Source organism: Serratia liquefaciens ATCC 27592, assembly GCF_000422085.1.
In the GTDB taxonomy this organism is placed as follows: Bacteria; Pseudomonadota; Gammaproteobacteria; order Enterobacterales; family Enterobacteriaceae; genus Serratia; species Serratia liquefaciens.
This window is the reverse complement of the sequence record NC_021741.1, coordinates 4,003,979-4,016,707: the sequence shown is the minus strand read 5'-3', so window position 1 is coordinate 4,016,707 and position 12,729 is coordinate 4,003,979. Positions and strand designations below refer to the sequence as shown.

Annotated in this window: 11 protein-coding genes and 1 pseudogene; 9 read left to right on the top strand and 3 right to left on the bottom strand. The window is 54.6% G+C overall.

All coding sequences use genetic code 11. From position 1 onward, the window contains the following. Window positions 1–17 precede the first annotated feature (17 nt). Window positions 18–1,343 (bottom strand): ATP-dependent RNA helicase SrmB, encoded by a 1,326-nt coding sequence (gene srmB, locus M495_RS18820; RefSeq protein ID WP_020828264.1) that lies wholly within the window; start codon window positions 1,341–1,343, stop codon window positions 18–20. Between the two features lie 99 nt (window positions 1,344–1,442). On the opposite strand from srmB, the gene trmN reads away from it, so the two are divergent. Further along, window positions 1,443–2,225: a tRNA(1)(Val) (adenine(37)-N(6))-methyltransferase TrmN gene (gene trmN, locus M495_RS18815; protein ID WP_020828263.1), complete on the top strand. Its 783-nt coding sequence runs from the start codon at window positions 1,443–1,445 to the stop codon at window positions 2,223–2,225. A gap of 42 nt (window positions 2,226–2,267) precedes the next feature. On the opposite strand, the gene nadB is transcribed toward trmN, so the two are convergent. Further along, the gene (nadB, locus tag M495_RS18810; protein ID WP_020828262.1) at window positions 2,268–3,869 is read right to left on the bottom strand and encodes an L-aspartate oxidase; all 1,602 of its coding nucleotides are present in this window, start codon (window positions 3,867–3,869) and stop codon (window positions 2,268–2,270) included. A 213-nt stretch (window positions 3,870–4,082) separates the two neighbouring features. Here nadB and rpoE point away from each other — a divergent pair, with 213 nt between their 5' ends. Genes rpoE through rseC form a run of 4 tightly spaced genes read left to right on the top strand, consistent with a single transcriptional unit; the run spans window position 4,083 to window position 6,774 of the window. Next, a complete protein-coding gene (gene rpoE, locus M495_RS18805) occupies window positions 4,083–4,658 on the top strand; it encodes an RNA polymerase sigma factor RpoE (protein WP_012146382.1) in 576 nt (191 codons plus the stop codon). A gap of 30 nt (window positions 4,659–4,688) precedes the next feature. Then, entirely contained in the window at window positions 4,689–5,342 is a 654-nt protein-coding gene (gene rseA, locus M495_RS18800; protein ID WP_020828261.1) for an anti-sigma-E factor RseA, read from the top strand. Next, window positions 5,342–6,301 carry a sigma-E factor regulatory protein RseB gene (gene rseB, locus M495_RS18795; RefSeq protein ID WP_020828260.1) on the top strand — a complete coding sequence of 320 codons (960 nt, stop codon included), beginning with the start codon at window positions 5,342–5,344 and terminating at the stop codon, window positions 6,299–6,301. Before rseA ends, rseB begins: the two co-directional genes overlap by 1 nt. Then, window positions 6,298–6,774 (top strand): SoxR-reducing system protein RseC, encoded by a 477-nt coding sequence (gene rseC / locus M495_RS18790; RefSeq protein ID WP_020828259.1) that lies wholly within the window; start codon window positions 6,298–6,300, stop codon window positions 6,772–6,774. Before rseB ends, rseC begins: the two co-directional genes overlap by 4 nt. Here the strand turns inward: rseC and M495_RS18785 are convergent. Continuing rightward, window positions 6,771–7,609 (bottom strand): annotated as a pseudogene (locus M495_RS18785) (hypothetical protein). The gene rseC and the pseudogene M495_RS18785 overlap by 4 nt on opposite strands. A 542-nt stretch (window positions 7,610–8,151) precedes the next feature. Between M495_RS18785 and lepA the strand changes: the two are divergent. The 4 genes from lepA (at window position 8,152) to era (ending at window position 12,729) form a co-directional block, all read left to right on the top strand. Next, window positions 8,152–9,951: a translation elongation factor 4 gene (lepA, locus tag M495_RS18780; RefSeq protein WP_020828257.1), complete on the top strand. Its 1,800-nt coding sequence runs from the start codon at window positions 8,152–8,154 to the stop codon at window positions 9,949–9,951. Window positions 9,952–9,983: 32 nt separating this feature from the next. Further along, entirely contained in the window at window positions 9,984–10,961 is a 978-nt protein-coding gene (lepB, locus tag M495_RS18775; RefSeq protein ID WP_020828256.1) for a signal peptidase I, read from the top strand. Window positions 10,962–11,143: 182 nt separating this feature from the next. Beyond that, the gene (gene rnc, locus M495_RS18770) at window positions 11,144–11,824 is read left to right on the top strand and encodes a ribonuclease III (protein WP_041414862.1); all 681 of its coding nucleotides are present in this window, start codon (window positions 11,144–11,146) and stop codon (window positions 11,822–11,824) included. Beyond that, entirely contained in the window at window positions 11,821–12,729 is a 909-nt protein-coding gene (gene era, locus M495_RS18765; protein WP_020828254.1) for a GTPase Era, read from the top strand. Before rnc ends, era begins: the two co-directional genes overlap by 4 nt.

Here is a 12,729-nt window from a genome sequence, read left to right as displayed (position 1 = left end):
TTTTCACTGCGGCGGTATTACTTCGCGCCGCTGCCCTCAGGCTTGGCCTTTGGCTGGCGGCGTTTGCCTACGTTTTTCGCATCGCGATGACGTACTTTCACCTTGGCTTTTTCTTTGTTCTTTTCTTTGTCTGACGCGCGTTTGGCCAGTACCTTCTTCGAAGGCTTGCCGTTGCTCTTTTCGCTTGGCACTTTGGTTGATGGACGCAGCTCATCGATCACGCGTGCTTTCAGCGGCTCGTTCAGATAACGGCCCACTTTGCCCAGCAGCAGGTGGTCGTGTGCTTCAACCAACGAAATTGCGGTGCCCTTACGCCCGGCACGACCGGTACGGCCGATACGGTGCAGATAGGTATCTGCGGTGCGCGGCATGTCGAAGTTGAACACGTGGGTGATATCCAGGATATCCAGACCACGGGCGGCAACGTCGGTTGCGACCAGCACGTTCACACGGCCGTCCATCATACGTTTTACCGCTTCGTTGCGCTTGGCCTGCACCATTTCGCCTTCGAGGTAACAGGTGTTGATGCCTGCCTCGCGCAGCCAGCCGGCCAGCTCATGCACACGCTCACGTTTGCGCACGAAGATAACGGATTTCTGCACGTCCGGTTGCTGCAGCAAGTGCACCAACAGGGCGGTTTTATGCTGTACGTCGTCGGCGCGATAGTACCATTGCAGGATCTTTTTACGTTCGCGGCGTGACGGATCGGCTTCGACCTCTACCGGTTCTTTCAGAATGCGTTCGGCGAATTCGCGGATGGCATCGCCTTCCAGCGTCGCGGAGAACAGCAGGGTCTGGTTACGCCAGCGGGTCTCGGCGGAAATGGTTTCGATGTCCTGCGCGAAGCCCATGTCGAGCATGCGGTCGGCTTCATCGAGGATCAGCGTCTCTACTGCGCGGCAGTCGAAGTTTTCTTCTTTAATATACTGCAGCAGGCGGCCGGTGGTCGCGACCACCACGTCCTGGTTTTCACTGAAGACTTCCGCGTGGTTCATATAGGCTACGCCGCCGGTGATGGTGGCGATATCCAGCGAAGTATGAGCAGCCAGTTCACGAGCCTGATCGGCTACCTGCATCGCCAGCTCGCGCGTCGGAGTCAGGATCAGTACGCGCGGTGGGCCGGACTTCTTACGTGGGAAGTCGAGCAGATGTTGCAATACCGGCAGCAAAAATGCCGCGGTCTTGCCGGTGCCGGTTGGCGCCGAACCCAATACGTCGCGCCCATCCATCGCAGGCGGGATCGCCTCGGCTTGAATGGCGGTTGGGCGTTCGTAGCCTTTATCGCGCAGGGCGTTTATCAGGCGTTCATCGAGTTCGAGTTCGGAAAAATTGGTTACTGTCATGGTCTACCTCTACTTGGGGCGCCGATTATAGACGGGTTGGCCGCGTTCTTCACCTATTTAAGCGGAAAGCATCTCTTTTCCCAAAAATCAGATTGCCTTATGCTACGCCAGTTTTGTCTTCAGGTGGTTATTGTGAGTACTCAATCGAAAGCAAATTTCACCCCGCGTCGCGGTGGTTTTACCTTTAAGCAGTTTTTTGTTGCTCACGATCGCTGTGCAATGAAGGTGGGCACCGATGGCGTGCTGCTCGGCGCATGGGCGCCCTTGGCGCAGGCGCAACGCGTGCTGGATATCGGCAGCGGTAGCGGACTGATCGCGCTGATGTTGGCACAGCGTTCAGCCGAGTCCGTGCTGATTGACGCCGTGGAGCTGGACGAGGCTGCCGCCGCGCAGGCGCGTGACAACGCTCAGGAATCGCCTTGGCCTGAGCGTATCCGGGTGCATGCGCAGGACATTCATCATTATGCCCAGCACCATGCCGGCCAATACGACCTGATCGTCAGCAACCCGCCATATTTTGAGCCGGCTGTCGCCTGCCGGGACCAGGCTCGTCACAACGCGCGTTATACTGAAACGCTTACCCACGACGCCTTGCTGGAAAGCGCGGAACGGTTGATTGCCCCACAGGGGACTTTTTGCGTAGTGCTGCCGCATGATATTGGTGAGGCCTTTGAAAGTAATGCACAACGCCATGGATGGCATACTGCGCAACGGCTGAACGTCAGCGATCGCGCCGATACGCCGTTACATCGCGTGCTGCTGGCCCTGACCCGTCAACCGACGGAAGAAAAAGCGGCGCAAAGCCTGGCGATCAAGCTGGCTGATGGCAGTTACACCGAGGCGTTCCGCCGTTTGATTACCGATTTCTACTTGTTCTATTGAAATGAAAAGGGCGCCACAGTGGGCGCCCTTGCGGTGTCGCTGCTAGGGTTGCAGTATGGTCGGCAGCGCTTCCGGCAGCATATCGGGGTAGTCCAGCGTAAAGTGCAACCCACGACTTTCCTTACGCGCCATGGCGCTGCGTACGATCAATTCCGCCACCTGCACCAGATTTCGCAGCTCCAGCAAATTGTTGGAGATACGGAAGTTGGCGTAGTACTCATCAATTTCCGCCTGCAGCGTATTGATGCGGCGCAGTGCACGCTCCAACCGTTTGGTGGTGCGCACAATACCCACGTAGTCCCACATAAATAGCCGCAACTCATGCCAGTTGTGCTGAATGACCACTCGTTCATCCGCGTCATCCACCCGGCTCTCATCCCATTGCGGCAGCTGTTTCGCCAACTTGATAAACGGCAGACGCATCTTGATGTCTTCTGCTGCTGACCAGCCGTAAACCAAACACTCCAGCAGCGAGTTGGACGCCATGCGGTTGGCGCCATGCAGGCCGGTATAGCTGACTTCGCCAATGGCATACAGCCCATCCAGATCGGTACGGCCATGCTGATCGACCATTACGCCGCCGCAGGTGTAGTGCGCGGCGGGTACGATAGGGATAGGTTGCGTAGTCAGATCGAAACCCAGCGTCAGCAGTTTTTCATGGATCATTGGGAAATGCTGAGTAATGAATTCAGCCGGTTTATGGCTGATATCCAGATACATGCAGTCCGCACCCAGGCGCTTCATTTCGTGGTCGATGGCGCGGGCAACGACATCGCGTGGTGCCAGTTCGCCTCGTGGGTCAAAATCGGGCATAAAGCGGCTGCCGTCCGGGCGCTTCAGATAAGCCCCTTCACCGCGCAAGGCTTCGGTCAGCAGGAAGTTACGTGCCTGCGGGTGGAACAGGCAGGTCGGGTGAAACTGGTTAAATTCGAGGTTGGCGACCCGGCATCCTGCGCGCCAGGCCATGGCGATGCCATCTCCGGAAGAGATATCCGGGTTGGTGGTGTATTGATACACCTTGGCTGCACCGCCGGTTGCCAGCACCACCGTTTTGGCACGATAGGTTTCTACCTGCTCCAGTTCGCGGTTCCAGACGTAGGCGCCGACGACTCTGCGGGTGCCCGGCAGGCCAATTTTGTTGGAGGTGATCAGATCGACCGCATTGCGGCGTTCCATCACGCAAATATTGGGGTGGGCGCTTGCTTTCCCTACCAGTGTGGTCTCTACTTCTTTACCTGTAGCATCAGCGGCATGCAGGATACGGCGGTGGCTGTGCCCCCCCTCCCGCGTCAGGTGGTAATGCTCTTCGCCCTGAGCGTTGACTTCGGTGTCGAACAAGACCCCTTGGTCAATCAACCACTGCACGCAGTGGCGGGCATTGCCAGCGATAAACTCAACGGCGTCTCTGTCACACAGGCCGGCTCCGGCAATTAAAGTGTCATCAACGTGTGAGGCAATACTGTCCGTTTCATCGAAAACCGCGGCGATCCCGCCTTGGGCATAGAATGTGGCGCCTTCGTTGAGCGGCCCCTTGCTGAGTACGGTAACCTTGCAATGCTGCGCCAGGCGCAACGCCAGTGACAAGCCCGCAGCACCGCTGCCGACGATCAGTACATCGCTAACATGTTCAGATGATGGTTGCATAACGTATGATGTGTGCAGAAGAAGAGTGAAATTCATGTTAGCCTAATTGTCCGGGCAAAAGCCACGGATGGGTGACATCAACATAAAAAACAATGGCAATACGGAACTTCGCGTTCTGTATGAACTCCAAGCGAGTGCTTGCTCAGGAAAATAATGTATGGCTGGCAGTACAATTTTACGCGTGGAGACGGATTTGGGGAGAGTTTACCTCGGATGAGCGAGCAGTTAACGGATCAAGTTCTGGTTGAGCGGGTCCAAAAGGGCGATCAGAAATCGTTTAACTTACTGGTAATTCGTTACCAGCATAAAGTTGCGAGTCTGGTTTCCCGGTATGTACCGCAGGGCGATGTGCCGGATGTGGTGCAGGAGTCGTTTATTAAAGCCTATCGCGCACTGGAATCATTCCGTGGGGATAGCGCTTTCTATACCTGGTTGTATCGAATCGCCGTGAACACGGCAAAGAATTATTTGGTTGCCCAGGGACGTCGTCCGCCATCCAGCGATGTGGATGCCAACGACGCAGAAAATTACGAAAGTGCGGGTGCACTGAAAGAAATTTCGAACCCTGAGAACTTAATGTTGTCAGAAGAGCTGAGACAGATAGTTTTCCGTACCATTGAGTCTCTCCCTGAGGATCTTCGCATGGCGATTACCCTGCGGGAGCTGGATGGTCTAAGCTACGAAGAGATAGCTGCCATCATGGATTGCCCGGTCGGAACCGTACGTTCGCGTATTTTCCGCGCCAGGGAGGCTATCGATAATAAAGTTCAACCGCTGATTCAACGTTAGCAATGGCGGACACAGGAAGGGTACTTAGGCATGCAGAAAGAAAAGCTTTCCGCTCTGATGGATGGAGAATCGCTCGACAGCGAGCTACTGAGTTCATTGTCTAAAGACAGGGCGCTTCAACAAAGCTGGCAGAGCTATCACCTGATACGTGACACACTACGGGGTGATATCGGGCAAGTCATGCATTTCGATATCGCAGATCGTGTTGCTGCTGCACTTGAGAAAGAACCCGCACGTCTGGTTCCTTCTGCCGTGCCTGAGTCTCAGCCGCAACCACATACCTGGCAAAAAATGCCGTTCTGGGACAAAGTTCGTCCTTGGGCCAGCCAGATCACACAGATTGGCATGGCGGCCTGCGTGTCGTTAGCGGTGATTGTCGGCGTACAGCAGTACAATCAGCCAGCTGCCCAATCGGGTGCTGCAGAATCACCTGCATTCACCACATTGCCAATCATGGGGCAGGCGTCACCGGTTAGCCTTGGTGTGCCGGCAGACAGTTTCTCTACCGGCAGCGGACAACAGCAGCAGGTGCAGGAACAGCGCAAACGCATTAACGCTATGCTGCAAGATTATGAGTTGCAACGTCGTTTGCATTCTGATCAGCTGCAGCTTGAGCAAAGCACACCACAGCAGGCTGCTGTTCAGGTTCCCGGAACTCAGTCTTTAGGAATGCAACAGCAGTAATGAAGCAAATTTGGTTCTCCGTCTGTCTATTGACGGGCAGCCTGCTCTACTCAAGCATCGCCCCGGCGCAGCCCACTGCGTCCGGGGCGTTGTTGCAACAGATGAGCAGTGCCAGCCGTTCGCTCAATTATGAACTCGCCTATATCAGCATCAGCAAGCAGGGGATTGAATCGCTGCGTTATCGTCATGCGGTGATCGATCAATTGCCTCTCGGTCAACTGCTGCATATGGATGGTCCACGTCGTGAAGTGTTACAGCGCGGCGGCGGGATCAGCTATTTCGAACCCGGTTTGGAACCCTTTACGCTGTCCGGCGATCATATCGTCGATGCGTTGCCGGCGATTGTTTATGCCGATTTCAGCCGCCTGGCGAAATATTACGATTTCATCTCCGTTGGCAGCACTCGTATTTCCGATCGTCCCTGCGAAGTGATCCGCGTGGTTGCGCGTGATGGCTCGCGCTATAGCTATATAGTCTGGATGGACGAAGATACCAAGCTGCCACTGCGGGTGGATCTGATCGATCGCGACGGCGAAACGCTGGAGCAATATCGGGTGATTTCGTTCGTGGTCGGGCCGCAAGTGCAGGGCGTGATGGAAGGGCTGATCAAAGCTAACCTGCCACCATTGCTGTCGCTGCCTGCGGTAGATAAAATCAAGCTGAGCTGGAGCACGGGCTGGTTACCGGCTGGGGTGGACGAGGTGGCGCGTAATCGCCGTAAACTGCCGAATGTGACAGAGCCGGTAGAGTCACGGCTTTACAGCGATGGTTTATTCAGCTTCTCGGTCAATATCAGCCCTGCGGGCAGCGGTGCGGGCCAGCAGTATTATCGTCAGGGTCGACGCACGATTCAAACCGAAGTGCGTAACGGTAATGAGATTACCATTGTTGGCGAATTGCCGCCGGCAACGGCCAAACGTATTGCAGACAGTATTTCCTTCAAGGTATCACCACAATGATGAAAGAGTGGGCCACGGTCGTTTCGTGGCAACAGGGCGTAGCGCTGTTGCGTTGTGAACCTAAAGCCGGATGCGGCAGCTGCACTGCTCGCTCTGGATGCGGTGCGCGCGCGTTAAACGAATTGGTGCCGGAAATCGAACACCAACTGCAGGTGCGCATTGAGCAGCCGCTCGAGCCGGGTCAACGCGTCGAAGTAGGCATTGCAGAAGGCAGCTTGCTGCGTTCAGCGATGCTGGTTTATCTGACGCCGCTGGTGGGAATGATGCTGGGTGGCAGCCTGTTGCAATACTGGCTGGGTACTGACGCTTCTGCCGCGCTCGGTGCATTGCTTGGCGGTGGCCTGGCTTTTATTCTGGCGCGTGGTCTGGCTCATCGTCTCGGCGAGCAAGCCAATTACCAACCTGTCGTTTTGCAAATTGGTTTACCGCCTGGGGCCATGCGCCTGCAGACGGAAAACGAACCTCTGCGTTAAAACTGCTGCCGCATCACCGCCGGTTATGGTAGGCGGGGATGCGGCTGTAGATCATATGCTCTAACAGTGCGACAAACAGGTCTGCGCTGAGCAGCGAAAAATACCCTATCGTAAACAACGCATTCCCCTGGTTATCCAGCAGTCGAATGGTGCCACGTCGTGGATTATTCTCGAGTTCACGGATCTGTTCAATCGGGATTGATCCTTGTGCCGTGATAAGCGCCGTTGCGCTCAACTGTAGCGTTTGAACCTGTTTTCCTTGTCGGTTTCCGGGCAATAAATGATTTAGCCAACGAGCTCCGCAGCTGAGATAGTGAAACGACAGCACTTCCCCCTGATACAACGCATTCAGCGCCAGCGGCCCACGTTGCTGGATCTGCTGATTAATAATGGTATCAGCCAGCCGCCAGGAGTGAGACAGGTTGCTGAACACCGGGTACCAAGGGTGTTCAGCCGAGGCACGAAATGCCATTACGTCGAATAGCCCGCCAAACAGTCGCCCGCCGCGAAAACGATAAATATCCCCAATTTTTTCAAAGGGGATAAAGCGTTCTTTGTGACTATGTTGGTTAATCACCCTAACGCCATGTTCGTACAGACGGTAAGTCACCGCTGGCCGCAGATAGTGGCGTAGCGCCAGAAGAATACAGCCGAGTACAATAGTGGCTGCGCCGGTTTGCAGTAGGGTCAGTATTGCATTTTCATCCATATTGCTCAGCAGCGGCAGCAACAGCAGCGCCGCACCAATGGTTAACAGCAGCGCCGCTGCCGTCAGAATGCCCCAATTGACCTTAGAAAAATCGTGCCGGCTCAGCATTTGCCCTTTATCGATCATTTTGCACCTTCCAATCAATACGTAGAGATATGCTGGTGAACCCCGGTGGGCATGCCGATGTAGTGCCCTGAATTATGTTTTGTCACGGTGTTCACCTCCATTTCTATAGAAGCTACCGGGAGGCGTATATGGGGTTTTTCCTAAAGCCGGAGGGGTAGACTGCAATTCTAAGATATTGATCCAGATATTATTTAATCAATAACTCGGAGAGGGTTTATTGCGTTATTGGCGGTTATGTATTACTGCCGGATCCCGCCGATGGCGGAGAAAGAAATGCAGAGGGCAACGGCTGTTGCAACGCGGTGTTGTGAGCACGCTGAGTTTTGTTAACATCAGCTTTCATAACCCGGGGCGCTCTGTAACATTAAAGTGCACATAATAGAATGCCTTCACTGCACCGATCGCTAGGTTTTCAGTGTTGTGACATGTAGAATGCAGCGATTCAGGCGCAAGACGGCCGAACCCATTCACTGTCGCTTTAGGTCCATGCGGGTTTCTATAGGCGAGTAATTCAGAAATACCAAGGCAGAAAAACTTTTATAATGAAGCATATACGAAATTTCTCCATTATTGCCCACATTGACCACGGTAAGTCGACGCTGTCCGACCGCATCATTCAAATTTGCGGTGGCTTGACCGAACGTGAAATGGCCGCGCAGGTGCTCGATTCTATGGATCTGGAGCGCGAGCGCGGTATTACCATCAAAGCGCAGAGCGTCACGCTGGATTATAAGGCGCAGGACGGTCAAACCTATCAGCTCAACTTTATCGACACCCCAGGGCACGTTGACTTCTCTTACGAAGTTTCGCGCTCACTGGCCGCCTGTGAGGGCGCGCTGCTGGTGGTCGATGCCGGGCAGGGCGTAGAAGCTCAGACTCTGGCTAACTGTTACACCGCGCTGGATATGGATCTGGAAGTGGTGCCGGTACTGAACAAAATTGACTTGCCGGCTGCCGATCCTGACCGCGCCGCGCAGGAAATTGAAGATATCGTTGGCATCGACGCGACCGACGCGGTGCGTTGTTCCGCCAAAACCGGTGTTGGCGTGCCGGAAGTGCTCGAACGCCTGGTGCGCGATATCCCGGGGCCGCAAGGCGATCCGGATGCGCCACTGCAGGCCCTGATCATCGACTCCTGGTTCGATAACTACCTGGGCGTAGTTTCCCTGGTGCGCGTTAAAAACGGCACCATGCGCAAGGGCGACAAGATTAAAGTCATGAGCACCGGCCAAACCTACAACGCCGATCGTCTGGGTATCTTCACGCCGAAGCGTGTCGATCGCGACGTGTTGAACTGTGGCGAAGTAGGCTGGTTGGTCTGCGCAATCAAAGACATCCTCGGTGCGCCGGTGGGCGATACCCTGACGTTGGCGCGCCAGCCGGCGGACAAAGCCTTGCCGGGCTTCAAAAAAGTGAAGCCGCAGGTTTATGCGGGCCTGTTCCCGATCAGCTCCGACGATTATGAATCCTTCCGCGATGCGTTGGGCAAGCTGAGCCTGAACGACGCCTCCCTGTTCTATGAGCCAGAGAGCTCCACCGCGCTGGGCTTCGGCTTCCGTTGTGGCTTCCTCGGCCTGCTGCACATGGAGATCATCCAGGAACGTCTGGAACGTGAATACGATCTGGAGCTGATCACCACCGCACCGACGGTAGTGTATGAAGTGGAAACAACCAGCAAAGAGACGATTTACGTTGATAGCCCGTCCAAGCTGCCGCCACTGAACAATATCGAAGAGTTGCGTGAGCCGATCGCCGAATGTCACATGCTGATGCCGCAGGAATTCTTGGGTAACGTCATCACGCTGTGTATCGAAAAACGCGGCGTGCAAACCAACATGGTTTATCACGGCAATCAGGTTGCGCTGACTTACGAAATCCCGATGGCGGAAGTGGTACTCGACTTCTTTGACCGTCTGAAGTCTACGTCACGCGGTTATGCGTCGCTGGATTACAACTTCAAACGCTTCCAGACCTCTGACATGGTGCGTGTTGACGTGCTGATCAACAACGAGCGTGTGGATGCGCTGGCGCTGATTACCCACCGCGACAATGCGCAATACCGTGGCCGCGAGCTGGTGGAGAAGATGAAAGAGCTGATCCCGCGTCAGCAGTTCGACATCGCCATTCAGGCGGCGATCGGCACCCATATCATCGCGCGCTCCACGGTGAAACAGCTGCGTAAAAACGTTCTGGCAAAATGCTACGGCGGCGACGTTAGCCGTAAGAAGAAGCTGTTGCAGAAACAGAAAGACGGTAAGAAACGTATGAAGCAGGTCGGTAACGTAGAGTTGCCGCAAGAAGCGTTCCTGGCCATTCTGCACGTTGGCAAAGACAGTAAGTAAGAGCGATAAGTTCGCGTAACTAGGGAGTTTGCATGGCGAATATGTTTGCCCTGATCCTGGCGCTGGCAACGTTGGCAACCGGGATCATTTGGGCCTTTGAGCGCTTTAGATGGGCGCCTGCCCGCCGCGCCAAGATTGCGGCGGTCAATGCACAAACTGCGGGCGCCGTGGACGATAAAACGCTGGCGAAAGTGGCAAAGCAGCCGGGTTGGATTGAAACTGGCGCGTCGGTGTTCCCGGTGTTGCTGCTGGTCTTTGTGGTGCGTTCGTTTATTTACGAACCTTTCCAGATTCCGTCCGGTTCGATGATGCCGACGTTGTTGATTGGCGATTTTATTCTGGTGGAGAAATATGCCTACGGCATTAAAGATCCTATTACCCAGACCACGCTAATTGAAACCGGTCATCCGAAACGCGGTGATATTGCGGTATTTAAATATCCGTTGGATCCGAAACTGGATTATATCAAACGCGTAGTCGGCTTGCCTGGCGACCGTGTAAGTTACGATCCGGTCAATAAGCGCGTAACCGTTCAGCCATCCTGTAATAGCGGTCAGTCATGCGATACCGCGTTAGCGGTGACTTACAACGATGCGCAGCCAAGCGACTTTGTTCAATTGTTCAGCCGCAGCGGTATGGGCGAAGCCAGCAATGGCTTTTACCAGATCCCACTGAGCGACAACGTGCCGCAGGGCGGTATCCGTCTGCGTGAACGCCAGGAGACGCTGGGCTCGGTTTCTCACCATATTCTGACCGTGCCAGGCACGCAGGATCAGGTGGGCGCTTACTACCAGCAGCCGGGTAAACAGTTGGCGGAATGGGTTGTGCCAGCGGGTCATTACTTCATGATGGGTGATAACCGCGACAACAGCGCCGACAGCCGTTACTGGGGCTTCGTACCGGAGAAAAATCTGGTGGGTAAAGCCACGGCTATCTGGATGAGTTTTGAAAAGCAGGAAGGCGAATGGCCTACCGGCGTAAGATTTAGCCGCATCGGTGGAATTCATTAATCAGGCGTCTATAAACGCAGCATTATATTTCCACTCGTTGTAGAATACCGGCTCGAGCGATAAAAAGTTGGCTCCCTGTTGGGAGCCACTGCAAACGAAACAGCTTTGGATTGGCTTTCGGCGAAGCAGGCCTGTTCCGTATGCTGCAAGTTTTTGACGCATTCTTGATCTATTGGTAACTCATGAACCCCATCGTAATAAATAGGCTACAGCGGAAGCTGGGCTACACTTTTCAACAGCAGGAGCTCTTGCTGCAAGCGTTAACTCACCGTAGCGCCAGCAGTAAACACAATGAACGTCTTGAGTTTCTGGGTGACTCTATTCTTAGTTTTGTCATCGCCAATGCGCTCTATCATCGTTTTCCTCGCGTAGACGAGGGTGATATGAGCCGCATGCGTGCCACGCTGGTGCGCGGCAATACGCTGGCGGAGATGGGGCGCGAGTTCGATCTGGGCGAGTGTCTTCGCCTCGGGCCGGGTGAGTTGAAAAGTGGTGGATTCCGCCGCGAATCAATCCTGGCGGATACGGTGGAAGCTTTAATTGGCGGCGTGTTCCTGGATAGCGATATTCAAACTGTTGAACGACTGATTTTGGACTGGTATCGCAGCCGGTTGGACGAAATCAGCCCCGGTGATAAGCAGAAAGACCCCAAAACCCGTTTACAGGAGTTTTTGCAAGGTCGTCATCTGCCGTTACCTTCTTATCTGGTGGTGCAGGTTCGCGGTGAGGCGCACGATCAGGAGTTTACTATCCACTGTCAGGTGAGTGGTTTGAGCGAGCCCGTAATGGGTACCGGCTCAAGCCGTCGTAAAGCCGAGCAGGCGGCAGCGGAACAAGCGCTGAAAAATCTGGAGCTTGAATGAGCGAAGTAAAACAATACTGTGGTTTTATTGCGATAGTCGGTCGTCCCAACGTGGGCAAATCCACGTTGCTGAACCAACTGCTGGGGCAAAAAGTCTCCATCACCTCGCGTAAACCGCAGACGACCCGTCACCGTATTATGGGTATCGACACCGATGGCGCCTATCAGGCGATCTACGTCGACACCCCGGGTCTGCACATCGAAGAAAAGCGCGCCATCAACCGTTTGATGAACCGCGCCGCCAGCAGCTCAATCGGCGACGTCGAGCTGGTGATCTTCGTAGTTGAAGGTACTAACTGGACCGCCGACGATGAAATGGTGGTCAACAAATTGCGCAGCCTGAAATGCCCGGTTGTGCTGGCGATCAACAAGGTCGACAACGTCACCGACAAGTCCAAGCTGTTGCCGCACATTGCGTTCCTCAGCCAACAGATGAACTTCCTCGATGTGGTGCCAATCTCTGCGGAGAAAGGTATGAATGTTGATACCATTGCCGCTATCGCGCGCAAGGTATTGCCGGAAGCGGAACACCACTTCCCGGACGATTACATCACCGACCGTTCCCAGCGCTTTATGGCGTCGGAAATCATCCGTGAAAAGCTGATGCGTTTCCTGGGTGAAGAGTTGCCTTACTCGGTGACGGTTGAGATCGAACAGTTTGTGCCGAACGAGCGCGGTGGTTACAACGTGCACGGTCTGATCCTGGTTGAGCGCGAAGGCCAGAAGAAAATGGTCATCGGCAACAAAGGTGCGAAGATCAAAACCATCGGTATTGAAGCCCGTCAGGACATGGAACAGATGTTTGAAACCAAAGTGCATCTGGAACTGTGGGTGAAAGTGAAATCGGGCTGGGCGGACGACGAACGTGCGTTGCGTAGCCTGGGCTATACCGACGATCTGAAATAA

Coding starts and splice junctions, on each gene's coding strand:
- srmB (WP_020828264.1), bottom strand. CDS start 1,343: ATGACAGTAACCAATTTTTCCGAACTCGAACTCGATGAACGCCTGATA.
- trmN (WP_020828263.1), top strand. CDS start 1,443: ATGCTACGCCAGTTTTGTCTTCAGGTGGTTATTGTGAGTACTCAATCG.
- nadB (WP_020828262.1), bottom strand. CDS start 3,869: ATGCAACCATCATCTGAACATGTTAGCGATGTACTGATCGTCGGCAGC.
- rpoE (WP_012146382.1), top strand. CDS start 4,083: ATGAGCGAGCAGTTAACGGATCAAGTTCTGGTTGAGCGGGTCCAAAAG.
- rseA (WP_020828261.1), top strand. CDS start 4,689: ATGCAGAAAGAAAAGCTTTCCGCTCTGATGGATGGAGAATCGCTCGAC.
- rseB (WP_020828260.1), top strand. CDS start 5,342: ATGAAGCAAATTTGGTTCTCCGTCTGTCTATTGACGGGCAGCCTGCTC.
- rseC (WP_020828259.1), top strand. CDS start 6,298: ATGATGAAAGAGTGGGCCACGGTCGTTTCGTGGCAACAGGGCGTAGCG.
- lepA (WP_020828257.1), top strand. CDS start 8,152: ATGAAGCATATACGAAATTTCTCCATTATTGCCCACATTGACCACGGT.
- lepB (WP_020828256.1), top strand. CDS start 9,984: ATGGCGAATATGTTTGCCCTGATCCTGGCGCTGGCAACGTTGGCAACC.
- rnc (WP_041414862.1), top strand. CDS start 11,144: ATGAACCCCATCGTAATAAATAGGCTACAGCGGAAGCTGGGCTACACT.
- era (WP_020828254.1), top strand. CDS start 11,821: ATGAGCGAAGTAAAACAATACTGTGGTTTTATTGCGATAGTCGGTCGT.